The 26,694-nt window shown below is 61.0% G+C and carries 28 protein-coding genes and 1 tRNA gene; 18 read left to right on the forward strand and 11 right to left on the reverse strand.

What is annotated here, in order from left to right; genetic code table 11:
* Window positions 1-62: 62 nt before the first annotated feature.
* The gene (locus EOB59_RS36320; RefSeq protein WP_128288692.1) at window positions 63-560 is read left to right on the forward strand and encodes an SHOCT domain-containing protein; all 498 of its coding nucleotides are present in this window, start codon (window positions 63-65) and stop codon (window positions 558-560) included.
* A gap of 602 nt (window positions 561-1,162) precedes the next feature.
* Here the strand turns inward: EOB59_RS36320 and EOB59_RS15140 are convergent.
* From EOB59_RS15140 to EOB59_RS15150, 3 genes are all read right to left on the reverse strand, one after another.
* The gene (locus EOB59_RS15140; protein ID WP_128288693.1) at window positions 1,163-2,485 is read right to left on the reverse strand and encodes an integrase; all 1,323 of its coding nucleotides are present in this window, start codon (window positions 2,483-2,485) and stop codon (window positions 1,163-1,165) included.
* 110 nt (window positions 2,486-2,595) lie between these two features.
* Window positions 2,596-2,685, reverse strand: a tRNA-Ser gene (locus tag EOB59_RS15145).
* Window positions 2,686-3,150: 465 nt separating this feature from the next.
* Window positions 3,151-3,492, reverse strand: coding sequence for a hypothetical protein (locus EOB59_RS15150; RefSeq protein ID WP_236383389.1), 342 nt, complete (start codon window positions 3,490-3,492; stop codon window positions 3,151-3,153).
* A gap of 371 nt (window positions 3,493-3,863) precedes the next feature.
* On the opposite strand from EOB59_RS15150, the gene EOB59_RS15155 reads away from it, so the two are divergent.
* The 7 genes from EOB59_RS15155 to EOB59_RS15185 all read left to right on the forward strand — a co-directional run bounded on the left by EOB59_RS15155 (window position 3,864) and on the right by EOB59_RS15185 (window position 11,537).
* Window positions 3,864-5,096 carry a septal ring lytic transglycosylase RlpA family protein gene (locus EOB59_RS15155; RefSeq protein WP_127399039.1) on the forward strand — a complete coding sequence of 411 codons (1,233 nt, stop codon included), beginning with the start codon at window positions 3,864-3,866 and terminating at the stop codon, window positions 5,094-5,096.
* A 103-nt stretch (window positions 5,097-5,199) separates the two neighbouring features.
* Entirely contained in the window at window positions 5,200-6,363 is a 1,164-nt protein-coding gene (locus EOB59_RS15160; protein ID WP_174800326.1) for a D-alanyl-D-alanine carboxypeptidase family protein, read from the forward strand.
* Between the two features lie 139 nt (window positions 6,364-6,502).
* Entirely contained in the window at window positions 6,503-7,177 is a 675-nt protein-coding gene (tmk, locus tag EOB59_RS15165; protein WP_164895655.1) for a dTMP kinase, read from the forward strand.
* Complete coding sequence (locus EOB59_RS15170; protein ID WP_127810364.1) at window positions 7,174-8,229, forward strand: DNA polymerase III subunit delta'; 1,056 nt, start codon at window positions 7,174-7,176, stop codon at window positions 8,227-8,229. Before tmk ends, EOB59_RS15170 begins: the two co-directional genes overlap by 4 nt.
* Before the next feature lie 141 nt (window positions 8,230-8,370).
* Window positions 8,371-9,921, forward strand: coding sequence for a methionine--tRNA ligase (gene metG, locus EOB59_RS15175; RefSeq protein ID WP_128288695.1), 1,551 nt, complete (start codon window positions 8,371-8,373; stop codon window positions 9,919-9,921).
* On the forward strand, window positions 9,921-10,715 hold the full coding sequence (locus tag EOB59_RS15180) for a TatD family hydrolase (RefSeq protein ID WP_128288696.1): 795 nt from the start codon (window positions 9,921-9,923) through the stop codon (window positions 10,713-10,715). Before metG ends, EOB59_RS15180 begins: the two co-directional genes overlap by 1 nt.
* A gap of 3 nt (window positions 10,716-10,718) precedes the next feature.
* Entirely contained in the window at window positions 10,719-11,537 is an 819-nt protein-coding gene (locus EOB59_RS15185; RefSeq protein WP_128288697.1) for an MBL fold metallo-hydrolase, read from the forward strand.
* Between the two features lie 13 nt (window positions 11,538-11,550).
* Here EOB59_RS15185 and EOB59_RS15190 read toward each other — a convergent pair whose 3' ends face one another.
* Window positions 11,551-12,195: a GNAT family N-acetyltransferase gene (locus EOB59_RS15190; protein ID WP_245486637.1), complete on the reverse strand. Its 645-nt coding sequence runs from the start codon at window positions 12,193-12,195 to the stop codon at window positions 11,551-11,553.
* Between the two features lie 312 nt (window positions 12,196-12,507).
* Here EOB59_RS15190 and EOB59_RS15195 point away from each other — a divergent pair, with 312 nt between their 5' ends.
* Window positions 12,508-13,194 carry an RNA methyltransferase gene (locus EOB59_RS15195; RefSeq protein WP_127320803.1) on the forward strand — a complete coding sequence of 229 codons (687 nt, stop codon included), beginning with the start codon at window positions 12,508-12,510 and terminating at the stop codon, window positions 13,192-13,194.
* A gap of 113 nt (window positions 13,195-13,307) precedes the next feature.
* On the opposite strand, the gene EOB59_RS15200 is transcribed toward EOB59_RS15195, so the two are convergent.
* On the reverse strand, window positions 13,308-13,796 hold the full coding sequence (locus tag EOB59_RS15200) for a RidA family protein (RefSeq protein ID WP_127320804.1): 489 nt from the start codon (window positions 13,794-13,796) through the stop codon (window positions 13,308-13,310).
* A 188-nt stretch (window positions 13,797-13,984) separates the two neighbouring features.
* Between EOB59_RS15200 and EOB59_RS15205 the strand changes: the two genes are divergently transcribed.
* The 4 genes from EOB59_RS15205 to EOB59_RS15220 all read left to right on the forward strand — a co-directional run bounded on the left by EOB59_RS15205 (window position 13,985) and on the right by EOB59_RS15220 (window position 16,136).
* A complete protein-coding gene (locus EOB59_RS15205; protein WP_128288699.1) occupies window positions 13,985-14,671 on the forward strand; it encodes a TetR/AcrR family transcriptional regulator C-terminal domain-containing protein in 687 nt (228 codons plus the stop codon).
* A 131-nt stretch (window positions 14,672-14,802) separates the two neighbouring features.
* The gene (locus EOB59_RS15210; protein WP_127268843.1) at window positions 14,803-15,003 is read left to right on the forward strand and encodes a hypothetical protein; all 201 of its coding nucleotides are present in this window, start codon (window positions 14,803-14,805) and stop codon (window positions 15,001-15,003) included.
* A complete protein-coding gene (locus EOB59_RS15215; RefSeq protein ID WP_127320807.1) occupies window positions 14,975-15,946 on the forward strand; it encodes an SDR family oxidoreductase in 972 nt (323 codons plus the stop codon). Before EOB59_RS15210 ends, EOB59_RS15215 begins: the two co-directional genes overlap by 29 nt.
* 40 nt (window positions 15,947-15,986) lie before the next feature.
* Window positions 15,987-16,136, forward strand: a complete 150-nt coding sequence (locus EOB59_RS15220; RefSeq protein WP_128288700.1) for a hypothetical protein — start codon at window positions 15,987-15,989, stop codon at window positions 16,134-16,136.
* A gap of 60 nt (window positions 16,137-16,196) precedes the next feature.
* Here the strand turns inward: EOB59_RS15220 and EOB59_RS15225 are convergent, their stop codons facing one another.
* The gene (locus EOB59_RS15225) at window positions 16,197-16,703 is read right to left on the reverse strand and encodes a ferritin-like domain-containing protein (protein WP_128288701.1); all 507 of its coding nucleotides are present in this window, start codon (window positions 16,701-16,703) and stop codon (window positions 16,197-16,199) included.
* 228 nt (window positions 16,704-16,931) lie between these two features.
* On the opposite strand from EOB59_RS15225, the gene EOB59_RS15230 reads away from it, so the two are divergent.
* A complete protein-coding gene (locus EOB59_RS15230) occupies window positions 16,932-18,641 on the forward strand; it encodes an HAD-IIB family hydrolase (RefSeq protein ID WP_128288702.1) in 1,710 nt (569 codons plus the stop codon).
* Window positions 18,642-18,770: 129 nt separating this feature from the next.
* On the opposite strand, the gene EOB59_RS15235 is transcribed toward EOB59_RS15230, so the two are convergent.
* Genes EOB59_RS15235 through EOB59_RS15245 form a run of 3 tightly spaced genes read right to left on the reverse strand, consistent with a single transcriptional unit; the run spans window position 18,771 to window position 22,695 of the window.
* Window positions 18,771-21,050: a xanthine dehydrogenase family protein molybdopterin-binding subunit gene (locus EOB59_RS15235; RefSeq protein WP_127810357.1), complete on the reverse strand. Its 2,280-nt coding sequence runs from the start codon at window positions 21,048-21,050 to the stop codon at window positions 18,771-18,773.
* A gap of 3 nt (window positions 21,051-21,053) precedes the next feature.
* Entirely contained in the window at window positions 21,054-22,076 is a 1,023-nt protein-coding gene (locus EOB59_RS15240) for a xanthine dehydrogenase family protein subunit M (protein ID WP_127810356.1), read from the reverse strand.
* A 1-nt stretch (window position 22,077) separates the two neighbouring features.
* Complete coding sequence (locus EOB59_RS15245) at window positions 22,078-22,695, reverse strand: (2Fe-2S)-binding protein (protein ID WP_127810355.1); 618 nt, start codon at window positions 22,693-22,695, stop codon at window positions 22,078-22,080.
* Between the two features lie 165 nt (window positions 22,696-22,860).
* On the opposite strand from EOB59_RS15245, the gene EOB59_RS15250 reads away from it, so the two are divergent.
* From EOB59_RS15250 to EOB59_RS15260, 3 genes are all read left to right on the forward strand, one after another.
* Window positions 22,861-23,031 carry a hypothetical protein gene (locus tag EOB59_RS15250; protein WP_127810354.1) on the forward strand — a complete coding sequence of 57 codons (171 nt, stop codon included), beginning with the start codon at window positions 22,861-22,863 and terminating at the stop codon, window positions 23,029-23,031.
* A 170-nt stretch (window positions 23,032-23,201) separates the two neighbouring features.
* The gene (locus EOB59_RS15255) at window positions 23,202-23,519 is read left to right on the forward strand and encodes a plasmid stabilization protein (protein ID WP_127329054.1); all 318 of its coding nucleotides are present in this window, start codon (window positions 23,202-23,204) and stop codon (window positions 23,517-23,519) included.
* A 36-nt stretch (window positions 23,520-23,555) separates the two neighbouring features.
* Window positions 23,556-23,999: a PPC domain-containing DNA-binding protein gene (locus tag EOB59_RS15260; RefSeq protein ID WP_127810353.1), complete on the forward strand. Its 444-nt coding sequence runs from the start codon at window positions 23,556-23,558 to the stop codon at window positions 23,997-23,999.
* A 113-nt stretch (window positions 24,000-24,112) separates the two neighbouring features.
* Here EOB59_RS15260 and EOB59_RS15265 read toward each other — a convergent pair whose 3' ends face one another.
* Both EOB59_RS15265 and EOB59_RS15270 read right to left on the reverse strand, forming a co-directional pair.
* Complete coding sequence (locus EOB59_RS15265) at window positions 24,113-25,387, reverse strand: DUF763 domain-containing protein (RefSeq protein ID WP_128288703.1); 1,275 nt, start codon at window positions 25,385-25,387, stop codon at window positions 24,113-24,115.
* 100 nt (window positions 25,388-25,487) lie between these two features.
* Complete coding sequence (locus tag EOB59_RS15270) at window positions 25,488-26,096, reverse strand: cysteine hydrolase (protein ID WP_128288721.1); 609 nt, start codon at window positions 26,094-26,096, stop codon at window positions 25,488-25,490.
* Between the two features lie 201 nt (window positions 26,097-26,297).
* Between EOB59_RS15270 and EOB59_RS15275 the strand changes: the two genes are divergently transcribed.
* A complete protein-coding gene (locus tag EOB59_RS15275) occupies window positions 26,298-26,693 on the forward strand; it encodes a GFA family protein (protein WP_127380382.1) in 396 nt (131 codons plus the stop codon).
* Window position 26,694: the final 1 nt, after the last annotated feature.

Below are 26,694 nucleotides of genomic sequence, written 5' to 3' on the forward strand. Positions count from 1 at the left end.
CACCTGGACGGCAACCACAACGGCATCGGGTGCGAAGGAAAGTAGGATTCGCGAGGGCTGAGATGAAAGGCAAGGACAACAGGCACGTCATAGGTTTCCGCGGAAGTAAGTTGAAACCTGGGGAGAGCATCAAAGCTCACCTTGAGGGCTGGATCGGCGAAATGATGGGATCTGGCCGCGATACACAGCGTAACGGGCAATTCATTCTAACAAACGAGCGCGCGTGTTTTTACCGCAAGGGCTTCGTGGGAGAAGTCTTTGAAACGATACCCCTGTCTAAAATAACTTCGGTCGAAACGCTTTCGCGCCTGGGATATCGGGTGCTTCGGTTACACACTTCGCACGACGATTTGGCGTTCAAGTCATTCGAGTCGAAAGAGGTTTTTGACGCCGCGTACGAAAGCCTAGAGGCGCTGCGGCATGCGCCGGTGAATGTACATACTGCGCCGGCCGAGGGGCCTTCAGAACTTCTTTCAAAGTTGGGTCAATTGCGTGAAGCCGGTGTCCTCACCGAAGAGGAATTCAAAGCCAAGAAAGCTGAGATATTGGCGCGGATTTAGGGATGGCTGCCTCCTCAGAAATGCCAGTCAGCGCCAGCGGACAGCGTGAAGGCGAGCCAGGCGATCATGTGGCGTCGTCCGGTTTGCCGCCTGGCACCACAGTCAGCATTGGTTTCCGATCATGCAGGATGCTCACGCCGATCGTTCCTGCGAACAGGGCTTCAGGCGAGCTATCATCTGTTCAAGCAGGTCAGGCATGATCTGCTGCTTAGGCTGATTTCGCTGTTTGGGGCGTAGACCCTGGAACGCTTTTTGCGCAGAGTCTCCCGTCTCTCTCGACTGTTGCCGAAGCAAGTCGAGCTCAGAGGCCGTCAGCATCGCGGAAGTCGAGGATGTACTCAGCTTCGGAGCGGGTGAGGGCCGAAGGCTGGAGTTTGAGTTCTTCCCTGACGACATCGCCATACCTCCTTTCGGCCTCTCGGATTTGGTCTCGGCTCACGGCCGTCTTATCGGAGCGCGCCGCATATACAAGCGTGACAGTACCCCTGAGAGCGCATACGCGCCGACGTTCGAGCATCTGGAGCGCGCCGTCGAGCTCAATGCGCCACGATCATAAGCGGGGCAGGCGCAGGCGGTCCTCACCGCAATGATGTGGCGCAAGGTCAAAGATGCGACGGCGGTTTGAACGCGATCTTCTCCAGCCAGAACTGCTTATGCTCGAGCGTCGGGCCAGATCCGTATTTCGGCCGATGCCATTTGTGACCCATCAACATGGCCACGACCTTTTCGGGTGCCTCCACGGCCGTGAGCCGATCCTCATATGTATGCCGCAGGCTATAGAGAGAGTGGTCATCGGTCGGCAGGAGGTTCGCGTTGTCTAGAAACTTGTTGACCAGGGCAGAGAGCGAGTCGGCCTTGTCGAGGTAGCGCGGAAACCCTTTGGGGTGCAGCTTCATCACAGCGAGCGCGCAACCCACGAGCGGAATGTCGCGCAGGGAGTGGTCTGTCTTCAACACGCGTCCGTCGGGCCTAACCTGCACATGTGGCACCGCGTGGTCTAATAGGATGCGGTGCGGCAGAAGGTTCGCCGCCTCCGACAAACGCATGCCGGTGTCAGCTATCAGCAGCACAAGGTGACGGGCCTCCTCGTTGAGTTCCTCCAGTGCGCCGTCGGCAAGGATTTTGTCTTGGACGAAAGCCGCCTCGAAAGCCGCTCGTTGGGCCGCGACCTGTCCTGACAGCCGCAATCTCTTGAACACCGGCGGAAGATTCAACTGATGCGCCATGTCGACAGAGGTCAGCATCTTCGACACGTGGCCGATGTCCTTGTTTGCGGTGCCGATGTCGAGACTTTCCACGCGTATGCGTTTCTGCCACCACTCGCGAAACTGTATCGCGTGACCCCGGGTAAGGGCGGCTATGTTCATGTCGCCCACAACCTCGATAAGGCTGCCAACGGCCCGCTTTTTCGGATTGCGCCACTTTCGGAGTTGGTTCGGGGACATGGCATTGAGGCTTTGGGCCTCGATCTTCTCAAATTCCGCAACCAGCCCCGTGAGGCGGATCGCCGGCCGTTCCTCACCGCCCAAGACGGCCGCGACCTCCCGCTGGTCCTCAACGACGTTCCTGTCGAGGAGCAGCCTAATGCGCTCGACAATATCATCGCGCGGGCCTTCGGCGAGCTCGGCATTAGTCTGGTAGACAAGCCCCAGAGCTTTTGCCTGCTGCTGGGCCGCCTCGAAGCGCAAGCGAGCTTCGCGAGATTGACCGTCGCGAAGCCCTCTCCAATACGTCTCGAGCTCAATATTGAGGCGAAGCACAATTTCCTTGGCACGAACGCCACGGGGATCATTTACGATCGGAATATCGGTGCTGATACGGACTAGGACGCGCCGATCAAGCTCGGCGAATTCCTTCGGAACACGACGAACGAGGTACCAGGTGCCGTCTCGCTTATGCGGCTTTGGCGGACCTTTCCGTGCCATTCTATCCCCTGTGTTACACAGATTGTTACACAAGATAAGGCGCATGCTGCGCCAGTAAGGTCAATAGGAGGTTCAAAATAGCGGAAATGGTGGATTTCAGGGGCGCCAGTTGGCGGAGGAAGTGGGATTCGAACCCACGGTGAGCTTGCACCCACGCCGGTTTTCAAGACCGGTGCCTTAAACCGCTCGGCCATTCCTCCAACGTGGTTTATCAACCACTTGGGCAGCGCGGGGCCAACTCGTTTGGCCTGTTGGCACCGGATTGGCACCGAAGGCGTTCCCGGCTGGTTCGCGCTTCATTCCTGTAGAGCGGCATTGTGGGCTGCGTCAACCACCGCTGCGTCGCTTCCTGCTGTCCTGGGCAGACTCTGAGCGTGTCGGGATCGAGCGCCGGGACTATCGCGGTCCAATGGTGCATGAAGAAGAAGCCGGCCGCGGGCGTTGCCCGAGATGTGAGGCGCTGCAGTGCTTGCATGCAGGGGCCCAGGCAAGGGCGCGATCCGGCTATCGACCGGAACCATCAAGCAACCGGGCGGACGGGTTAATCCCCACAGGGCCAACCTCTTGGGACGGCTGCGGTATTTCCCCAAAAATTTAGTTCGCCAAGGGAACAGCTGCTGGTGAGGAAGGCCGAAGCTGCAATTTGGCTCCGGCCTGAGCGGTCCTCAGTCTTTGCAGCTTTCATCGGCCTTTGCCGCCGCGGCCTTATCACCATGCTGCTGCGCCTCAATGTCCTGCTGCGAGGTTGCGAGATTCTTGTCGCCGCCGCCTTCAGCGCCCGCCAATGGCATTGTGGCGCCATCCTTGGCGGTTGGCTTGCCCGCGCTGTCCGTGGCTTTCGGGGCCTCTAAGGGCGCGTGAGTTCCATCTTTCGAAATGCCGGCGGTCTGCTCGGCATCCGTCCCGGCATTGGAAGCCGACTTGTCCGGGCATGCGGCGATCGCAGACCCGGCAGAAAGTGACATTGCGATCGCGATTGTCAATGAAGCCATTTTCATCATGCTCATCCTTCTGTTCGAGTGCCCTGCGGATGAAACTAGCGGCGCATTTCTTTGTTCCGGACTGTCGGTCCGCTGCCCGACAAAGCCTGTCAACGGGCAGGTATGGCCGGCAGGAGCGAAGCCAGGCTCTCTGTGGCAGAGGGCATCACATCTCTCGCGTGGAAGCGCGAAAATCGTTACTTTTCAGAGGGCTCTCGCGGTGGAGACGCCACAATCTTGCCCGGTTGCGGCCACAATCGGTTAATACCGTGATAAGCAATTCCTGCGCACAAAGGATCGGGGTTCGAAGGCGTCGCTGGTATTGGTCGGGTGGGTGTTTCGGCTTCTTCGACGGTTGGATACGACGTCTAGGCAAGACTGAAGGGGACATCAGGAAAATGCAGGCTGTGACGCAACCGCGTCTTCGTCGCGCTGCTGCAGTCGCGTTGTTCGCCATGTCGGCCGCCTTGCTGGCGGCTTGTGCGTCGCAGCCCGAGCCGAAAGCGATGGTCTACAAGAAGACCCGCTCCAAGGAATATTTCGCCGAATCCGAATATGGCGTGAAGGCAAGCCCGCGCGTGATCTCCCAGAATGGGCGCATCCAACGTGGCGGCGGCAGGGATCAGCTCGGCAAACCCTATCAGGTCCGCGGCAAGTGGTATTACCCGAAGGAAGACAAGCGCTACGCCAAGGTCGGCCTGGCCTCCTGGTATGGCGACGCCTTCCATGGCCGGCTTACCGCCAATGGCGAAGTCTACGACATGACCCACCTGACCGCAGCGCACCCGACCATGCCGCTGCCAAGCTATGCCCGCGTCACCAACCTCAAGACCGGCAGTTCGGTCATCGTTCGCGTCAACGATCGCGGCCCATATCACGAAGGCCGCATCATCGATGTGTCGGAGCGCGCTGCCCAGATGCTTGACTATGCCAACACCGGCACCGCTCAGGTGAAGGTCGAATATGTCGGCCGCGCGCCGCTTGACGGCGATGACGACCAATATCTGATGGCTTCCTACCATCCCGGCAACAGAGTGCCCGACCCGTCGGACGGACTGCCGACCGGCGTCATGGTCGCCATGAACGGGCCGTCGCCCAGCCTGCCTGCGGGCAGCGCGGCCGTGCCGTTTCCGGGCCAGTTGACCGATTCCGGTTCTGTCCAGCCGGCCATGTCGGCGCAGCCGTCGGCGTATGGCGATCTGGCGCTTCCCGATTTCGGGCCCATCGTGCCGGAACGCCCGCAGATCAATCTGCCGCCGCAATCGCCGTTTGCCGTGGCCTCGCTGTCCTACGCCGACGAACGGGTCGAACGCGCCTCAAGTGCCTTCGCTGCGCTGGGTGGCGACGGCATGTCGCCGGCCGACGTGCTTCAATCGTGGAAGCGGCAGCCGCCACCGGCCGGTCCGTCCACCGACTATGTCGCTGCCGGTTCGTTCGAGGACGCCGGAGAAGCCAAGCGTATTGCCGCTCAGCTTGCCGCCTTCGGCAAGATCGAGATCCAGCGTTCGGAACTCGACGGCGAGGATTGGTATTCGGTCAATCTCTATCCCGATGGCCACCGCAATCTGGACGAGATGTTGCAGGCTGCCTGGTCGCATGGCGCTCCCGATGCGCTGGCTGTGCGCAACTGAGCACAAGCCAGGCTGGATTTCCGCTACGCGGTTGATCCGCCGTGCAAAAAGCCCGATACTTTTTGCGGGCTTGCCGGCGGTGCCGGCCAACGGGTCGAACATCATGCAATTTCGCTTGCTCCCGCTCGCCGGGCTTCTGGTTTTTGGCCTGCTGCTGTTTTTCCAGGCTCCGGCCGGTGCACAGCTGTTCGAGACCAAGGCCGCACAGGCCTTCATGATCGACGCCGAGACCGGGACGGTGCTGTTTTCCAAGGATGCCGACAAGCCGATACCGCCGGCCTCGATGGCCAAGCTGATGACCATGGAAGTGGTTTTCAACGCCATCAAGTCTGGTCGCCTGAAGCTCGACGATACGTTCGTTGTCAGCGAAAACGCCTGGCGCAAGGGCGGCGCGCCTTCCGGAACATCCACGATGTTCGCCAAGCTCAAGTCGTCGATCCGGCTCGAAGACCTGATTCAGGGCGTGACCGTGCAGGCGGCCAATGACGGCTGCATCATCATCGCCGAAGGCATGTCGGGATCCGAGGACAATTTTGCCGCGCAGATGACCGAACGGGCCCGCCAGATCGGCCTCAAGACGTCGACTTTCGTCAATTCGACCGGCCTGCCGGCAGATGGCCAACAGACGACCGTGCGCGAGCTGGCGCAGCTCGCCCTGCACCTGTGGCGCGATTATCCGGATTTCTACCGCTATTACGGCCAGAAGGATTTTACCTGGAACAAGATTTCGCAGAGGAACCGCAATCCGCTGCTGGCGATGGACATCGGCGCCGACGGCCTGGCGGTCGGTGCGAGCGAGGCAGCCGGCTTCGGCATCGTCGGTACAGTCAGTCACAACGGCACACGGGTGATCGCGGCGATGAGCGGGTTGGCCTCGGACAAGGAGCGTGCCGAAGAGGCGCGAAAGCTGCTCGACTGGGGTGTCCGCTCGTTCGAGAAGACCGAAATCTTCGCCAGGGACGAGGTGGTTGGAGAAGCCCAGGTTTTTGGCGGCGCCAAGCCCGGGGTGATGCTGAAGGCCAAGGGTCCGATCGACATCTTCCTGCCGATCACCAACCGCGACAAGCTGACGGCCAGGATCGTCTATGACGGCCCGATTGCAGCACCGGTGGAGGAGGGGCAGCCGGTGGGTGCGCTGCGCGTCTGGATCGGCGATACGCTGAGCCAGGAGACGCCGCTTTTCGCAGCCGAATCGATCGGCGTCGGCACGCTGCCGCAGCGCGCTCTCGATGCAGTCAAGGAACTGGCGGTCGGCTGGCTGCGCTAAGGTACGTCGCTCAAATCTGGCCATGGTTTTGGCGAACGACATGCATGAAAGCAAAAAATGACGGCATGGACGTTTGGCCGAACGCGGACTATCTAGAGCGCTACAATCCCATTCAGCCATGGACAAGAAGGCCTCTCGGTTGGCACGCGGTTTTTTCATCACCTTCGAAGGCGGCGAGGGGGCAGGCAAGTCGACGCAGATCGAGCGGCTGGCCAGGAAGATGCGCGCCAAGAAATACGATGTGCTGCTTACCCGCGAACCTGGCGGCTCGCCGGGCGCCGAAGCCGTCAGGCATGTGCTGCTTTCGGGCGCGGCCGAACCGTTCGGACCGAAGATGGAAGCGCTGCTTTTCGCCGCCGCGCGGTCCGATCATGTCGAGCAGCTCATCCGGCCGGCGGTCGAGCGTGGCTCCATCGTGCTTTGCGACCGCTTCCTCGATTCCTCGCGCGTCTACCAGGGCGTCACCGGCGGCATCGATCCGGCGTTCATGGATGCGCTGGAGCAGGTCGCCATCAACGGCATGATGCCGGACATGACGCTGATCTTCGACATCGATCCGGCGGAAGGCCTGAGGCGCGCAACGCTGCGGCGCGGCACCGAGGCAGTCGCCGACCGCTTCGAAAAGGAGACGCTGGCGATCCATCAGGCCCGCCGCGAGGCGTTTCTGGCGATCGCCAAGGCCGAGCCGGAGCGCTGCATCGTCGTCGACGCAGCCGCCGAGCCCGACGCGGTCGAGAACGTCGTCACCGCGGCGGTGTTCGCGGCACTGGCGGCGAGAACGCCGGCACGCGACAGGCAGGCAACGCCGGCATGATCTTCGAGCGCATCGCACCCGAGCAGCACGACACGCTGGACGGCGTGCCGGAGCCCGCCGAAACGCCCCTTCTGGTTGGGCACAGCCAGGCTGCGGGCGTGCTCACCGCTGCCTATCGGGCGGGCAAGCTGCCTCATGCGCTGATCTTCTCCGGACCGATCGGCATCGGCAAGGCGACACTGGCCTTCCATCTTGCGCATCATCTGTTGAAGCACCCCGATTTTGCGCAGGCGCCGGAAAGCCTTGCCGCTCCCGATCCGGCTTCGTCGCTGTTTCGCCAGATCGCCACCGGGGCGCATCCTTCCGTGCTGCATCTGACCCGGCCGCTGAACGACAAGACCAAGAGTTTCAAGACAGTCGTCACCGTGGATGAGATACGCAAGGTCAGCCGCTTCCTGTCGCTGACCTCGCACGACGGCAGCTATCGGGTCGTCATCGTCGACCCCGCCGACGACATGAACACCAATGCGGCCAATGCGTTGCTGAAAAATCTTGAAGAGCCGCCGGCACGGACGCTGTTCATCCTGATTGTCCACGCGCCGGGCAGCCTGCTGCCGACAATCCGGTCGCGCTGTCAGGTGGTGCGATTGAACCCGCTCGACGCCGACGACCTGATGACGGTGCTGGAAACGACCGAGCCGGCGCCGCCTGGCGATCCGGCGGCTCGCGCGGCACTGGTCGGGCGGGCAGGGGGCAGCGCCCGCAACGCGATCCTGTTGACGCAGTATGGCGGGCTGGAGATCGCCTCCACGCTCGACGCTCTGGTCACCGGCAGAAAGAGCGATGTCGGCGGCGCGTTTCGCCTCGCCGAAGCCGTGGCCGGCCGCGATCAGGCGATCCAGTTCGATATCTTCAACCGCCGGGCGCTGGACCTGTTGTCGGACGCGGCAAGTCAGGCAGCACTGGCGGGCGATCTCGCACGGGCCAAAAAATTGTCGGACACTTGGCATGAGGCGCTGGACGCTATATCTGAGACCGATACCTACAATCTCGACAAGAAGCAGCACGCCCTGATCATGATCGACCGCCTGAATTCTGCAATGCGAATGTGACGGTTTTCCCGATGCATGCCGTTGTCCCGAAAACCGGGGCCACTTTTGGGCGGCATGCATTGGCATCGGGATGGCAAATGCTGCCTCGATACGATATCCACCGCCACGCCTTTCCATTCAGACATTCATGACGGTTCATTCATGTCACGCGACAAGTTCTACATCACCACCCCGATCTTTTATCCAAACGGCAAGCCGCATATCGGCCACGCCTATACGGTCATTGCAACCGACGCCCTGGCGCGCTTCCAGCGCCTGGATGGCAAGGACGTATTCTTCCTGACCGGTACCGACGAACACGGTCTGAAGATGCAGCAAACGGCCGAGAAGGAAGGCATAACGCCGCTGGCGCTGGCCGACCGCAATTCGGCGATTTTCCGCGCCATGACCGAGGCGATGGGTGGCTCGAACGACGACTACATCCGCACGACGGAACCGCGCCACTACGAATCCTGCCAGGCAATCTGGAAGGCGATGGCCGCCAATGGCGACATCTATCTCGACCGCTATAGCGGCTGGTACTCGGTTCGCCAGGAAGCCTATTTCGACGAAGGTGAGACGATCGTCGGCGACGACGGCGTGCGTCGCGAACCACTTGGATCGCCCGTCGAATGGAACGAGGAAGAAAGCTACTTCTTCAGGCTTTCCGCCTATCAGGACAAATTGCTGGCGCTTTATGAGAGCCAGCCCGACTTTGTCGGTCCGACCGAGCGCCGCAACGAGGTGCTCAGCTTCGTCAAGTCCGGGCTGAAGGATCTGTCGATCTCGCGCACGACCTTCAAATGGGGCGTGCCGGTGCCAGGCGACGACAAGCATGTGATGTATGTCTGGGTCGATGCCTTGACCAACTACATCACCGCCGCCGGCTATCCCGACACAAAGGCCGAGCAATGGCGCTATTGGCCGGCTACGCACATCATCGGCAAGGACATTGTCCGCTTCCACGCGGTCTATTGGCCGGCCTTTCTGATGTCGGCGGGCATCGAGTTGCCAAAGCGCGTTTTCGCGCATGGCTTCCTGTTCAACCGCGGCGAGAAGATGTCGAAATCGGTTGGCAACGTCGTGGATCCATTCGCGATGGTCGAGCACTACGGTCTCGACCAGGTGCGCTACTTCTTCCTGCGCGAGGTGCCGTTCGGCAACGACGGCAGCTACAGCCATGACGCGATCGTCAACCGCACCAATGCCGACCTTGCCAATGGTCTCGGCAACCTGGCGCAGCGCTCGCTGTCGATGATCGCCAAGAACTGCGGCGGCGTGGTGCCACAGCGCGGCGACCTGACGGATGCCGACAGCGCGATCCTAGACCAGGCCGTCGCCGCTCTCGACACCGCGCGCAAGGCGATGGCCGAGCAGGGCATCCATCTGGCGCTGGCGTCGATCTTCGGCGTGGTGGCGGAAGCCGATCGCTACTTTGCCGGAGAGGCGCCATGGGCGTTGAAGAAGACCAACCCGGTGCGCATGGAAACGGTGCTGTGGACGACCGCCGAAGTCGTGCGCCGCGTGGCGGTGCTGTGTCAGCCCTTTACTCCGGGATCAGCCGCCAAACTGCTCGATCTGCTGGCGGTGCCCGCGGACAGCCGCGATTTCGCGCATGTCCACGCGGACCATGCGCTGGTGCCGGGCACCGCGTTACCCGTGCCGGAAGGGGTTTTCCCACGTTACGTCGAACAGCCGGACGCGAACGTCTGATGCTCGTCGACAGCCACTGCCATCTGGATTTTCCAGATTTCGCCGAGGAGCGGGCTGCTGTTGTCGCTCGCGCCAAGGCGGCCGGTATAGGCCGCATGGTGACGATCTCAACCCGCGTGAAGAGATTTCAGCAAATTATTGAAATTGCAGAGACTTTCGACGAAATATACTGTTCGGCCGGCACCCATCCGCACAATGCCGCGGAAGAGCTAGACGTAACATCTGCCGATCTCGTGCGGCTGGCCGCCCACCCGAAAGTGGTGGCGATCGGCGAGGCCGGTCTCGACTATTTCTACGACAAGGCGCCACGCGATGCGCAGGCACAAGGCTTTCGCAATCACATCGCCGCCGCACGCGAAACGGGGCTGCCGCTGGTCATCCATTCGCGCGATGCCGATGCAGATATGGCTGATATTCTTGAGGCCGAAACGGGGAAGGGCACCTTCCCCTTCATCCTGCACTGCTTTTCTTCCGGGCGTCGGCTTGCCGAAATTGGCGTCGCTCTCGGCGGCTACGTGTCGTTCTCGGGTATCCTCACCTTCAAGAATTCGGCTGAGTTGCGCGCCATTGCCGCCGATGTGCCGCATGACCGGCTGCTGGTCGAAACCGACGCGCCCTACCTGGCGCCCGTGCCGTTTCGCGGCAAACGCAACGAGCCGGCCTATGTCGCCCATACCGCCAAGGTGCTGGCCGAAACCATCGGCGTCAGCGAAGCTGAAATCGCTGATCTGACGACGGATAATTTCTTCCGGCTGTTCGGCAAGATGCCGCGGCCTGTAGAGCAAAGCGCCTGAACGATGACCGACCGGCTGCGCCTCACCATTCTCGGCTGCGGCTCGTCGCCAGGTACGCCGCGCATCACCGGCGACTGGGGCAATTGCGACCCCGACAACCCGAAGAACCGGCGCACGCGTGCCGCCGCACTCGTCGAGCGGATCGCGTCGAATGGCGGCCGCACGACTGTGGTCATCGACACGGGGCCGGATTTTCGGCACCAGATGCTGCTGGCCGGCGTTAAACGTATCGATTCGGTCGTCTATACCCACCCGCATGCCGACCATATCCATGGCATCGACGATCTGCGCGGCTTCGTTCTCGATCAGCGCCAGCTGATCGACGTTCATGCCGACAGGGCGACGATGCTTCGGCTGCGGGAAGCGTTCGGATACTGTTTCGAGACGCCGCAAGGCAGTTCCTATCCGCCGATCGTCAGGCCGCATCTCATCGACCACACCAAGCCGGTGGTCATCGAAGGAGAGGGGGGTACCCTCACCCTCGAGCCGCTGCCGCAGATCCACGGCGACATCGTATCGCTCGGTTTCCGCATCGGCGGTCTCGCCTATTGCCCCGACATCAGCGACTTTCCGGAGCCCACCGCCGAACGGCTGCGCGCCCTCGACGTGCTGATCATCGATGCGCTGCAATACCGGACGCATCCTAGTCACCTGTCCCTTGGCGAAGCGCTTGATTGGATCGAGCGGCTGGCGCCGATACATGCGGTGCTGACGCATATGCACGTGCCGCTCGACTACGCAACGGTGGTGGCCGAGACACCAGCCAATGTCGAACCAGCCTATGATGGGATGATGATTGAAATCCCTTATGAATCAGTGTGATGCGAACAGAGCTTCATGAGAGCTTCCGGCTCCTTGACGCAAATATCAGCAGCGTTCCGATCCGCTCGTAGCCCATCCGGGGATAAAGCAGCGCCCCGGCGTGGGTTGCAGCCAGCGCCGAGTACCTCGACCCACGCGCCCGATCGTCGTGCAACATTCTCGACATCAAAGCCTGGCCAATGCCGCGACGCCGGTGCGACGGCTCGACATACATGCTCGAACACCATGTGGCTCCCAGGGCATCAAGGCTGCATACGCGCCCAACGATATCGGCGCCATCGACTGCCACATACTGACGGAATGGCGCGCTGTCGCCGAGCAAATCGTCTGGGATCGGCTGCCTGCGGATGATCTTTCCCAACTGCGCCGCCCGTTCGGCTGCCTGCACGCGTTCGATCGAAGCAACCGCCGGCGGGCTGGGAATCCGGCGCAATCGGTGGACAAAAAAGCCTTCGGTCCGAAGCAGCCGGTAGCCGAGAGCTTTGTAGGCGGTTCGTGTCGGCCCGTCCGGATCCTCGTGCGCGATCATAACGGAAATGGCAAAGCCCGGCCGTGCATGCTGCCGCACGATGGCATCGGCCTCTTGAGCGGCGACGTCATGGACGACCCATTCTTCGCCGCGGTAGTCGCGAGGATTCTTGCGCTCGGCGTCGCGCATCAGCCACAACGGTCCAACGCGGCTGCCCTCGTAAGGAAAGGTGCGGCTTCTGTCGGCGCTGAAGCCTTGCACGAACACTTCAATCGCCGCTTCGATCTCGCTGTTTGCCATCTTCATCTAGACAGCCTAGCGTTGGCTATCCGCCCAAGGCAAGACGCCACGAACGCTCAAGCCTATGAGAATCAGCGGCAATTTACAGTTCCTGGCCCATGCGTAAGTTCCATAATCTATCTTATGCGACTTCCTGATGTGGCGGCGATAGAGTCGCCACGGGCCTTGGATTCAGATGCGCCTCTGGTAAGAACCTCTCTCATGGAAACCCTTGAGGCTCAGAAACCCAGAGTATCGGTTCGCAAGCGTGCGGCTGCGGTCAAATCGTTTCGCTGCAAGAACTTGGTAGCCGTTGTCGAAGATCCGAATGATATCAGGAACATCGGAACGGTAATTCGAAACGCAAATGCCCTCGGCGTTGAAAGAGTCTATATCGTCGATCCACGCAAAGCACTTCCTGATGACTGGCAGCAAATGCGCCAACGGAAATCGCTTTCGGAAACGTCTGTATCAGCCGTCAAATGGACGTTTGTGAAACGATTCGACAGCACTGACGCCTGCCTCAGCCATCTGGAAAAACATGGCTTTGTGTCCGTCGTCACGTCGCCGCATATAAAGGGAAAGACCAGCGTTTTCCTGCACGAGGGCGATTATACCCAGCACACCAAACTCGCTGTCTGGTTCGGCAATGAGAAACGGGGCATCAGCACCCTCGCGGTCGAGCGCAGCGAGATGTGCGTAGCAATTCCAATGTTCGGGATGATCGAGAGCCTAAACCTCGGAACCAGTTCGGGTATCGTACTCTACGAAATCGCGAAACAGCGACGCGAGTATCAGAGCAAATACCGCCGCGGTAGCCGGAAGGGAAAACGCGCTGAGCCACTACCTACTGTAATGCGTCGCGAAATTGGCGGCTTTGCTTCGAGCGAAACCGAAGGACAGACCTGAGTTGACGCGAATCTCAACCGACCGTTGGCCGGCTCTACTTCCGTATAATGGCTCCGGATGTGCGGCTGTCGGCGGCGCGCTCGACCCGTTTCAGTTTGTGGGGCGATCTCGCCCTACTCCAGAATGACCACGGCTTCCACCTCGAAAAGCATGGGGTCGATTGCAAGCTTGGGAACGGGAACCAGTGTCTGCGCCGGCAGCGCCTCGCCGAACATGTCCTTGACGTTCCTGGTCAACACATCGAGCTTGGACATGTCGTGGTCGACCACGAAGACCGTGAGCTTCGCCACCTGATCCGGCCTGGCGCCGATGCCCTCGAGCGCCGCATGCAAATTTGCGTAGGCCTGCTTAACCTGGACAGCGAAATCGGGTGACAAGGCTCCTGTGCTGTCTTGGCCGCCCTGCCCGGAGATGTAGGCAATCCGAGCTCCGCGCGGTGCGATCACGGCGGTGCTGTAGCCATTCGGCGACGGGTCATAGAGCGTCTGTGGATTGACGATGGTCAGCTTGAGGTCGTTCCCAGTCGCTGTAGCCGCAGCGGAAACTGCCATGGTCATGATGATTAGCCCTCCGGTAAGCAGATGCTTGATTGCGCGTGACATGATTTCTCCTGGCTCTGCTGACCGCGAATAAACGCACTCGCGGCCGGCATGAACTTTAACCAGATCGCTCATACGATGAATCGTGCGATGTACGAGTCATCGTATGGTACGTCGTACTAGTCAAGCGATCAGCGTCGACATTCCTGACGGTGCCTGCCAAATCGACGTTCGGCCAGCAAGGAAGACAGATGGCAGCCAAACCCCGCAGTGCCAGCAAACGATCGCAACGGACAAAGCTTCCACCCATGCAGGAAGCGAGCAGCGAGCCGCCGCTGTCTCGAGAGCGTATCGTGGCGATCGCGGTGGAACTGCTGGACGCCCAGGGCATAGACGGATTGACAATGCGTCGGCTGGCGGATCGCCTTGGCTCGGGTGTGATGAGCCTGTACTGGCACGTCGACAACAAGGAGGATGTCTTTGATCTGGCACTCGATTCGGTGCTCGAATATCGCGGATCGCCTGAAACAGGTGAGTCTCCGGACTGGCGCGGAGACGTCGTTCATATGCTCGAAAACTGGCGCGCCAGAATGTTGCGCCATCCTTGGTCGGCATCGCTGTTGCCGCGACGGGCGCTTGGCCCGAACATCCTCAGTCGCCTGGAAATGCTGAGCAAGACCTTGTCCAGAGCCGGTGTTGCGGACGCGGATCTCAACGCTGCGATTTGGTCGCTCTGGAACTATGTGATGGGCGCCACCCTCACCCGGGCAAGCTTCGACCTCTCGGAAGAAGACAGAGCAGCCGCGCAGCAGCGTCTTACACGTCTCAGCGAACACTATCCGACAATCGAACGCTCTCGTCTGCTGTTGGACAACGATTGGGACGGCACTTTCCGAAAAGGCCTGGACTTCCTGCTCGATGGCCTCTCGCCAAGATAGATTCCGGCGGCTACGCCCGGAGCAGACCGGATGGCGCTGCTTTGCGCACGCCAGTTTGACGCAATAGCTCCCAATCCACATCATCACATTTGGCTCGCTGCCAAGGCGGCACAGGCAACGGGCAAGCCCGGGTGCTCGACCCCATCGGCGGCGGTGGCTGGCGCGGCTGCATTGCAGCTGAATTGGTGCAACTGGCGATGTCGTTGTTACGCATTGCCAAACGCTGGCCGGAATCTCTCGATCTTTTGCGCAAACCTTTTTGCCTGACATGCGTTGTTTCCTCTCCAAGCCAAGGAGACGATCATGCAGATGAAGTCGGAAATAGCCGGTGAAGCGGCAAAGCAGCGCCATATCCAACGTGGCGTCGATGCCAAGGACAAATCGAAAGGCGATGGGAAGCAGCAAGGCGCCATGCAGGCTGGCGCCCGTGAATATCCCGAGCCCCCCTTCCCCGAGCAACATCAGCCCAAACCGGGGCACGAATGGGCACTAGAGCCGGAGCCTTTGTATGATGCGCCGTACTATCTCGGATCGAAAAAACTCGACCAAAAGGTAGCACTCATCACGGGCGGCGATTCCGGCATCGGCCGCTCGGTGGCGGTGTTGTTCGCCCGCGAGGGCGCCGACGTCGCGATCGTCTATCTGGCCGAGGACAAGGATGCTGAAGAGACCAAATCAGCGGTGGAAAAGGAGGGACGACGCTGCATCTTGGTCAAGGCCGATGTCAGCGAACGCAGCCACTGCCACAAGGCGGTCATGGAGACCGTTGAAAAATTCGGCCGCATCGACGTGCTGGTCAACAACGCCGCGTTCCAGATCCATTCCAGCGATTTCGGCGAGCTGACCGAAGAACATTTCGACACGACGCTGAAGACCAATCTTTACGGCTATTTTCATATGGCGCAGGAAGCGGTGCCGCACATGAAGCCCGGTTCGGCGATCATCAACACCGGTTCGGTAACCGGTATCGACGGTTCAAAACAACTGGTCGACTATTCGATGACCAAGGGCGGCATACATGCCTTCACGCGGGCCTTGTCGGGCAATCTCATCGGCAAGGGCATAAGGGTGAATGCGGTCGCACCGGGTCCGGTGTGGACGCCGCTCAATCCGTCGGACAAGGAAGCCGACGACGTCTCGAAATTCGGCGCGGACACGCCAATGAAACGACCCGCGCAACCGGAAGAACTCGCGCCGGCCTATGTGTTCCTCGCTTCGCCGCACTGCTCGAGCTACATCACCGGCGAGATCTTGCCGGTCGTCGGAGGGTACTGAGGATGGCCGAAACGAAATCCGTAACCAAGGAGTAGGATGGATGGGCCGTCTGCTTTTCATGGTGGCGCTCGCTTGCGTAGCGTACCGCATCTACACGGAAACAACAGAATCTGCTCGGCATGTGCCGCAGGATGACGATGAGGCGCTGCGCCAGCAATCAGCGGCCCTGGGCGTCGATCCGTCTCGCTGACGGAGTGGAAACCTGCCGGCAATCCGGCCGGCCGAGTTGCCAGCCGGCCGGATTGCAGCCTTATTCGGCTGCCTGCAGGTTGATCTTGCTTTCCGCCATTTCGGTGAGCTTGCGATCGGTCGCCTGTTCTTCCCTCAGGTTCTTGGTCAGCACATTGGCGCAGTCGGTGCGGCCGAGTTGCTTGGCCCAGGCGATGAGCGTGCCGTAGCGGGTCATCTCATAGTGTTCGACGGCCTGCGCCGAAGCAATCAGCGCCGCATCGAGAACCTCCTTGTCATCGACGTCACCGCTCACATCGTCGGCCTCCTCGAGAATGCCGTCAATTGCCGGACAGTTGACCTCCTTGGCCTTGACGCCATGCAACTCAAACACCTGTTCGACGCGCTCGATATGGCCTCTCGTCTGATCGAGGTGTTTTTCAAATCCGGCTTTCAATTGCGGGTCGGTTGCCTTGTCGATCATCTTCGGCAGCGCCTTCTCGATCTGCTTTTCGGCGTAGTAGATGTCGCGCAGCGTGTGCACGAAGAGGTCGTCGAGTGTCTTGATGTCCTTCGAAAAGAAGCCCATGGCCTTACCTTTCATTGCGCTTGGTGTGGATTTCGGCGACGCGGTTTGCGCGCCGCCAGCAAAGACCGGGACGGTTCCCGGCTTGTCTGGTCAACGTACCGGCACTGAAGGAGTTCCTGATTTCCGAGCGCGAACCGCCCTTCTCCAGACCTGCGATCCGGTCGGTGGGGAGCCTTTGTCTCGATCGCACGTTCTAGCCGGGTAACCGGAACGAGAAGGGTCGGCGGAATGTATTTCATTGCATTGGCGGCAGACTATGACGGCACGCTGGCTCATGATGGGATCGTCGCCAAGAAGACGCTCGCCGCGCTTGAGCGGTTCAAGAAAAGCGGCCGCAAGCTGGTTCTCGTCACCGGGCGTGAACTGCCCGATCTCAAGCGCGTCTTTCCCGAGCTTAGCCTCTTCGACAAGGTCGTCGCTGAGAATGGCGCGATGATCTACACGCCGGCAAGCGAGGAAGAACGGGTGATCGCCCCATCGCCCGAGCCCAAATTCGTCGCCAGATTGAAGCGGCAGGGCGTCAAGCCGCTTTCGGTCGGGCGATCGATCGTCGCGACCTGGGAACCCCATCAGGCGACCGTGCTCGATATCATCAAGAAGATGGGTCTCGAACTGGAAATCATCTTCAACAAGGGCGCGGTGATGATCCTGCCGAGCGGCATCAACAAAGCCACCGGGCTCGCTGCGGCCCTTCAGGACCTTCGACTTTCGCCGCACAACGTCGTCGGCGTCGGCGATGCCGAGAACGACCACGCGTTCCTGCAGGCCTGTGGCTGCAGCGCCGCCGTCGACAATGCAATTCCGGCGGTCAAGGATACAGCCAACCTGGTCATGCGTGGCGCCCGCGGCAAAGGCGTGGAGCAATTGATCGCAAAACTGATAAAGCGTGATCACGCGATAGTGCCGAAGCGCCATGACGGCATCGTTCTTGGATCGTCTGGCGGCGATGATGTCTACCTGTCGCCGAGCGACACGATCCTCATTGCCGGGAGTTCCGGCATTGGTAAATCCACCTTGGCAACCGCGCTGACGGAACGCTTCGTCGAAAGTGGTTTTCAGTTCTGCGTCTTCGATCCCGAAGGCGACTATGACGGGCTCGAAGGCGCCGTCCGCCTGGGAGACGGCTCAAGCGCGCCGACAAAGGCGCAGGTGCTGGATCTGATCGCCAAGGCCGACAGCAACATTGTCGTCAATGGATTGGCCCTGCGCGTCGACGAGAGGCCGGATTTCTTTGCCGACCTGCTGCCTGGCCTGAGCAGTTTCCGCCGGCGCACCGCGAGACCGCACTGGCTCGTCATCGATGAAGCGCACCATCTTCTGCCCAAGCGGCGCGACGATACGCGGGCGGTCCTGTCATTGGAATTGCCGGGCACAATCCTGATCACCGTTCACCCCGAGGCGATCTCGACAGACGCCTTGCGCCTTGTCACAGCCATCATTGCCCTTGGCCCCAAGGCGAAGGACGTGGTGAAGGTCTTCTGCAAGGAAACTGGCATTGAGCCGCCAAAGGACATTCCAACGCCCAAAGGCGCGCGCGTGCTGTTCTGGCGGCCGCAGTCGGGCAAGAAAGTCAAGACGGTCAAGGTGGTCGAACCACGTCAGTCACTCAAGCGGCACAGCCGGAAATATGCCGAAGGCCAGCTCGACGAAGCCGGCAGCTTCTATTTCCATGGCCCTGACAATGCGATGAACCTCAGGGCTCACAATCTGATGATCTTCGCTCAGATCGCCGAGGGGATAGACGACAAGACCTGGGAGTTTCATTTGCGCACCGGCGACTATTCCAAATGGTTCCGACATCAGATCAGGGACAAGGACCTGGCGCGCGAAACCGCCGAGGCGGAAGAGGACAAGACCCTGTCGGCGCAGGATAGCCGCAAGCGGGTGCTTGACGCTGTACGCCGCCGTTACACGGCTCCGGCCACAGCCCCGGAGTGACACTCGAGAGCCAAGGCGATTAAGCTATCGCTGCATGCGAAAACTTTTTCAGTCGGACAACGCCGCCACCGCGACAATTTCGATGACGATGTCGGCTTGTGAAGCCCCTCCTCTCAGAGCTCTTGACCCTCAGCCTATCAAATCATCTATTCTGATCGGCAGATCGCGAATGCGCTTGCCGGTGGCATGATAGACGGCACTCCCCACGGCAGCAGCCGTTCCGACATTGCCGAGTTCGCCCAAGCCCTTGACGCCGGCAGGATTGACCTGGTGGTCGATTTCGGGGACCAGGATAACGTCGACCTGTTTGATGTCGGCGTTGACCGGCACGAGATAGTCCTGCAGGTCGCGATTGACGTAGCGCGCGTGTCGCTGATCGATTTCCGTGGCCTCGTGCAACGCCTGGCCGATGCCCCAGATCATGCCACCCATCAACTGGCTGCGCGCGGTGCGCGTGTTCATGATGCGCCCGGCAGCGAAGGCTCCGACAATGCGCGGCACCCGGATTTCGCGTGTATAGCTGTTGATGCGCACTTCGACGAACTCGGCGCCAAAGGCATATTTGACCGAATCTTCGTCGTTCTCTCCACCATGAAACTCCGATTGTCCGGCATAGAGTTTGCTGAGGGCTTCAGGCGAAGAACCCTTCGGCGCAAACTCGGCATATTCTTCGATGGCGCCGACCTGCATGACCTTGAAGACATCGGCCAGCTTGGCGGACTTGCCGGTCTCGGTGACGACCTCTTCGTCCTTCAAATCCAGCTTCGCATTGCCCGAACCTGCCAGCGGAGCCCCCTTGCCCGCAGCGGCGGCAAACAGTTTTTCGCGTATCGCGTCGCAGGCTTTCATGACTGCGGAGCAGACGCTGGCGGTCGAGATCGATCCGCCTGACACGGGAGCCGGCGGCAAGGCACTGTCGCCCATCTCGACGCTGATCTTGTCCATGCCAACCCCCAGCCTTTCGGCCGCCATCTGGCCGGCGATGGTGCGAACGCCGGTGCCGATTTCATGCGAGCCGCACTGGACCCGAACCTCGCCATCGGCGGTGAGACGAACCCGGGCCGCGCAAGGCGCGACGGCTGTCGGATAGATTGCCGTCGCACAGCCCATCCCGACCAGCCAATCGCCGTCGCGCATCGAGCCGACCGTGGGATCGCGTTTCGACCAGCCAAAGGCCTCCGACGCCTGGTCATAGCACTTGATGAGTGAGCGGCTGGAAAATGGCTTACCTCCGATCGGCTCCTTCTCCGGTTCATTGATGCGACGAAACTCGACAGGATCCATGCCGAGGGCCACGGCCATTTCGTCCATGGCGTTTTCCAGCGCGTAGACATAAGGCGTCTCCGGCGGCGATCGCATGTAGCCAGGCGTGTTGCGGTCGGCATGAACCAGCGAAACATGCGTCAGAACGGAGCCGTAATTGTACATGCGCGCGGTGGCGGACGTGCCGCCGACGACATAAGGGTCAGGGCGTGACGTCACCTCCCAGGCCTCATGTCCGAACGCCGTGATGCGGCCGTCCTTGCCGGCGCCCATGCGGATCCGATGCCGCGTTTCGGCTCGATAGGTCTGCGTACCGAAGGCTTGCATGCGATTGACGACGCAGCGAACCGGCCGGCCGATGCGCCGCGCCGCGACGGCAACGATCGCAGTGCGTGCCGTCATCGGCCCCTTGGAGCCGAAGGCGCCGCCGATATAGGGACTGACGATCCGCACATTGGCCGGATCGAGCTTCAGTTGGCGTGCCAGTTCCACCTTCCAGCCCGTAACATTCTGGCTGGGCTCGTGGATCGTCAACTGGTCGCCCTGCCATATGGCCGTGGTCGAAAACAGCTCGATCGGATTATGATGTTGGGTCGGCGTCGAATATTTTTCGTCGATCTTCACCGTCGCATCCGCCCAAGCGGCGTCGAAGTCACCGGCCTTCGCATCCTCCTTGAACATCGGGCTTTTGCCGGCAGCCGGTTCCATCTTCACGCCCTTGGAATCAAAGCTGGCGCTGGGCCGTTCGTCCTCGTAGTCGGCGCGGATCAACATCGCTGCCTCCTCCGCCGCCTCGAAGGTTTCGGCGACCACCAGAGCGATGATCTGACCATCGTGAAAAACCGTCTTGTCGTGCAAAGGCCCAATCGAACTTGCGCCGGTGTTGCCGAATTTCGGCATGTCGGTCTTGTCCAGATCGCCATAGGTGACGATGTCCAGCACACCGGGTACGGCCCTGGCGTCTTTCGTGTGAAGTTCGGAAACCTTGCCCCGGGCAATGCTGCTGGTGGCAAGGGCACCGTGGGCGACGTTGGCCGTGACGATGTCGGCGGGATAGCCGGCCTGTCCGGTAACTTTTAGCAGGGCGTCAATGCGAACAACGGGATCGCCCTGGTTTTCCCTTGGAGCGGGTGCAGCTTGGTTCATGGCTCAGCCCTTCATATCCCGGGTTTCGAGCAGCGCCCGCACCAGCGTGCGCTTGCCGAGCGGTATCTTGAATGCGTTATGCTCGCGCGGTCTGGCATCGGCGAAAGCAGCCTCTGCGGCCTCCTGCGCCGTGGCTTCGTCAAGCACTTTGCCCTGTAGCGCGTCCTCTGCTTCGCGCGCACGCCACGGCACCGTCGCCACTCCGCCGAGCGCAATGCGCGCACTCCTTACCGTCTCGCCATCCATGTCGAGCGCGACAGCCGCGGACGCCAGCGCAAACGCGTAGGATTCGCGATCGCGTATCTTCAGATAGCGCGACCGGCTGGCCCATCGTGCGAGCGGCACTTCGATGGCGGTAATGAGCTCGTCGGCGGCCAGATCCGTCTCGATGTCGGGCGTCTCGCCCGGCCGTCTATGCAGCTTGGCAAAAGTGAGCGTGCGCCTTCCCCGCGAACCTTCGACATCGACGGTGGCGTCCAGCGCAACCAGCGCCTGCGCGAAATCACCATGATACGTGGCAATGCAGGCAGCGCTCGTACCCAGCACGGCATGCTGGCGATTGGACCCTTCCATCGCAGCGCAGCCGGAGCCCGGTTCGCGCTTGTTGCACGGCCAAGATATCTCTCGAAAATACTCGCAGCGCGTACGTTGCAGCACATTGCCGCCCAGGCTCGCCATGTTGCGAAGCTGACCGCTGGCAGCGAATTTCAGGCTGTCGGCGAGGACCGGGCAACGGCGCCTGACATCATTGTTGTCTGCTGCTTCACCCATACGGACCAGCGCACCAAACCGGATCTTATCATCGTCTATCCTGATCTGCCGCAAGGCCGGCTCGGCAAGAGTGTTGAGGTCGAGCAGTCGCTCCGGCCGCGCGACACCGAGCTTCATGTAGTCGGCTAGATTGGTGCCGCCGGCGATGAACTGCGTGTCGGCACCGGTTGGCGGAACATGCACAGTATCGGGACGGGACGCCATGGCGATTGCCGCGGAGACGCTGGTTGGTCTTTCATATACGAATGGGCGCATCCTAAGCCCTCCTGGTCTCGTCGCGTGCCTGGACGATCGCCGCAACGATGTTGGGATAGGCCGCGCAGCGACATAGATTGCCGCTCATATATTCGCGAATATCGTCTTCCGACCCAGCATGGCCTTCGTTGATGCAACCGATGGCGGACATGATCTGACCCGGTGTGCAATAGCCGCATTGAAAGGCATCGTGGTCGACGAAGGCCTGCTGGACCGGATGCAATTCCCCTTCCGCCGAAGCCAGGCCTTCCACCGTTGTGATCTCTCGGCCCTGGTTCATGACGGCAAAGCTCAAGCAGGACAGTACCCGCTTTCCGTCGATCAGCACCGTGCAGGCACCACACTGACCGTGATCGCAACCTTTCTTGGTGCCGGTCAGGCCGACATGGTCGCGCAGCGCGTCAAGCAGGCTGGTTCGGTTGTCGAGCGCGAGGTTGTAGGTTTGCTTGTTGATACGCATCGAAACCGCCGACAAATCGCGCGGTTCGGCCGGTTTTGCGGGCGCGGGCTGGGCAGCTCTCGTTGGGGAATTTACAAGCGGCATCACCGCCGCCGCCGAAACAGAGGCCGTCATGAACATGCGTCTGCTCAGGCCACTGGAAATCTTGGCATCGGACATGGCTGGCTCCGGGCTGGCTGGGTCTCAAGCGGCCCAAACCACTCGCGGAGGGCAAAGTTCCCTCCTCACGAGCCTGTGATCCTTTTTTCTGTCGGCGGGATCGACGCAATCGGAACCTCCCCGGTCAAGCGCTGGTTGTGTGCCAACAGCCGGAAGGAGGCGATCATGAGCGATGGTCGGCATGGCAAGGACGGTGACAATGGACCCGTATTCTCTGCGGAGCAGGCGAAACAAGGCGAGATCATCCTGCGAACGCGCACGCGTCGGGTCGTCTTCATAGCCGGCTTGGTCGGCGTCGTGATCCTGGCCCTCGTCGTCAGGTTGGCAATCGGCTGAACCAATCCCCCTCGCCTTGCTGCTGCACTCTCCCCGGCCCGAAAGGCGCTAGCTTGGGCGGCGCGGCGGTGTTTGGCCATGCATCGCGATGCGCCATTGGCTACGCGACTTCTGTTAGAACCAGCGCGTCGAGTCGACGTTCAGCCCTTATTCAACAGGAGGAACAGGCCATGCCACGAGGCGAGAAATCGAAATACACTGACAAGCAGGAGCGCAAAGCCGACCACATTGCCGAAGGCTATGAGAAGCGCGGGGTTTCCGACAAAGAGGCAGAGCGGCGCGCATGGGCTACCGTCAACAAGGACGATGGCGGCGGCAAGAAGGAAGGCGGTTCCGGCCGCGGCAAACACACGGGCCATCCTGCAGCGCACAAAGGCGGCAAAAGCGGCGGCAAGGCATCGGCATCACGGTCTGCCGCAAGCCGATCGGAATCGGCAAGGAAAGCTGCGGCGACCCGCAAGCGCAATGCGGAACACCGCGCACATTGATATGAGGCCGGCACTGAATGCGGCGGGAGCACAGGGATGAAATCGCAGCTCGTCAATGAGATCGGCGGACAACGGACATTCGTCGTGGTGCTCGACCCAGGCGAAGAAGCGTTCGCGGCACTGACCGCCTTCGCGGTCGACCAGAAGATCGGCAGCGCGTCCTTGACCGCCATAGGGGCTTTCGAGAAAGCCACGGTGGGCTGGTTTGATCCGGCCTCGAAGACCTACCGCAAGATCCCTGTCGACGAACAGTGCGAGGTTCTAAGCGCGATCGGCGATGTCGCACTGGGCGACGACGATAAGCCCAGCCTGCACGTCCATGCGGTGCTTGGATTGAGCGACGGCACCACTCGGGGTGGACATCTGCTTGACGGCATCGTTCGGCCAACGCTCGAAATCACCCTGGTGGAAGCACCCGGTCATCTGCGTCGCAGCAAGCGTCCGGAGCTCGGTGTCGCGCTGATCGATCTGGACGATTGATCTACAGCCCTCTAGAGCAATTCCAGGAAAAGTGTGATACGGTTTTCCGTCTGGGAAACAAAGAGTTAGAGTGGGTCGCCGTTTCCATGAAACGGTGAACTGCTGGCTCGTTCTCACGTTTTCTTGCTCCGCTCAGCTGATGCAGTGTCCGGCGGCGCTTCCCAGCCAAACACGCTGCGCCCGCCGAGCTGATGCGACTGGTCGAATTCTCCCGCGACAATTTCCTTCAGGCTGGGGCCGGTCACGTATCGTTCGACTTGCCGCGACTGATCGTCGAGCCGCCTCAAGGCACCGATTTCTTCATCGCGACCGAGCTTTGCCTTCTGCACGGCCGACTTCAGAACCCCGATCGTCTCGTCATAGACCTTCAGCGGTACCGGAAATGGATGCCTGTCCTTGCCGCCATGCGCCAGCGAGAAGCGGCCGGGATCGGAAAACCGGCAAGGCGCGCCATGCACCACCTCGGCAACGAGGGCCAGCGCGCGCACCGTACGCGCGCCGACGCCGGGGACCAGAAGGAGCTCGGCGAAATCGGTGGGACCGCGGTCCGCGGCGGCTGCGATATTGCCGTGAAGACGATGCATGACGACATCGCTTTCGCGAACATCATGGTGGGCCGGCATGACCAAATGCGGCAGCAGCGGCTGCTCCGGTTCTTGCCGGCGCGTCGGCTCCGCGCAACGCTCCAATGCTGCAAGCTCGCCCAGGATGCGATCGGGTCCGAGGTCTTGCAAAAGGTTCAGTTGCCCTTGGCGCGACGCGTCGGCGCGCCTGTCGGTCAGGTTGACGATCTCACCTTGATGGACGCCCTCGATGGCGGCATGCGGCTGCTCGACAAAACTCTTGAGGCCCTCGGAGAGCCAATGGTAGCGGCGCGCCACCTTGCTGTCACCGTTCATGCCTTGCTGCACCACGACCCAGCGACCGTCATCGGTGACGATGAAACCATGCAGATAGAGATCGAAACCGTCCTGGACAGCGGCGCTGTCGACCTTGGCGACAAGCCGGCTGACGGTGGCCAGGCCCGCTCCGTCGAAGCCGACGCGTTGGCCGATGGCCTCCAGCTCATGCGGGGTTTTGCGCGAATGCACGCCGCGACCACCGCAGACATGAATGCCGAGCTCGCCGGAAAGCGGCGTAAGGCCACGCTTCAAAGCGCCCACGACGCTGGTCGTGATCCCCGACGAGTGCCAATCCATGCCCATGACAGCACCAAAGGACTGGAACCAGAATGGATGCGCCAGCCGCCGCAGCAGCTCGTCTCGACCATAGTGATGAATAATCGCCTCGCACATCACGGCGCCAAGACGCGTCATGCGGTCGCCGAGCCATTTTGGCACGCGCCCGCCATGGAGTGGAAGATCAGCACTTCCCGATCGTTGCGTCACGTCTGCTACCTGTTCTGGTGTCCGTCATTCTCTTAACAGATAGGCAGCCCAACCGCGCAAGGAAGCATGGACACTTCCACTCGGGCCGGGTTGGCGGACGTCAAGTCCAGTTCGAGAGAACCGTTTCCATCTCAACCGTCTCGACCTGCTGCGCGAAACGTTGGTAATAAACCGTCAGCAGTGCATCATGGGTTGCGTCGGAAGAACTGCACAGCGCGTCCGTGACGAGAACCACGCGATAGCCGAAATCGATGGCCCCGAGCACGGTGGCGAGAACACAAACATCTGTTTCGCCACCGGTAATGACCAGCGTATCGATGCCGCGCTCCACCAGAAGGGCTCTGAGGCGCCCTTCGAACCAGGGCGAATAGATGTGCTTGTCGATGATCGTTGCTGGCGGGCAGCAGCCGGCTAAAGACGGCAACAGTTCGGTCATTTCGGGCCCGATCGTCTCGATCGTCAGGGAAGCCCAGCGCTCATAATAGCGCTTCCATGTGCCGACGCCCTGCCCCGGCTTTTCGGCTGGCATGAAGCGTGTAAAGACCGTCTGTGGCGCGCGTCTTTCGACCAGTCTCTCGATCTGCGGGAGAACCCGGGTGATCCAGGGCGTTGCCCATTGAGACGGCTCGGCAAACAGCCGCTGCATATCCACGCAGACATGCATGCATCGATCGCCGAGAGGTCCGTATGCCAGCCCCGGCATCGACATCAGCGCTTCTCCGACCGACGATGCATTTCCCTGTTTCCTCCCATTGTCGGCAAAGACACGCAACGCCGCGCGCAAGCACTGGTTCCTGAGATAGCCACAGGAACCGACGCAAATGGCTGGCGTTTCCGCTGAGATGAATGGAGGTGCTCGCATGAGACCGCGCGATGGACGTTGGAGCCGCAAGTCAGCCGGGGCGCCAAAATGGAACTGAGCGGAGGATGTCTCTGCGGCACGATCCGCTTCCGCGTTGGAAGCGAACCGAGAGTGCATTATTGCCATTGTGATATGTGCCGGCGAACGACCGGCAGTGCGTTCGCGGTTCTGGCCTGGGTGCCTTCCCAAAGCGTGACCTGGACCAATGCGACGCCGACCTATCGCAGATCTTCACCGATTGCCCGGAGGGGCTTCTGCTCCGCCTGCGGATCGCCGCTCAGCCTTGCCTATGACGCATCGCCCGGAGAGATCGCGCTACATGTCGGAACGTTCGACGATCCGGCTCGCCTGGAGCCGCGCTACAATTATGGATCGAGGCAGCGACTTGGCTGGGTTTGCTGCGGAATAGACCTGCCGCACCACGATACCGAGGAGCGATGGTAAA

Origin of the sequence: Mesorhizobium sp. M7A.F.Ca.MR.176.00.0.0 (assembly GCF_004023165.1) — a bacterium.
In the GTDB taxonomy this organism is placed as follows: Bacteria; Pseudomonadota; Alphaproteobacteria; order Rhizobiales; family Rhizobiaceae; genus Mesorhizobium.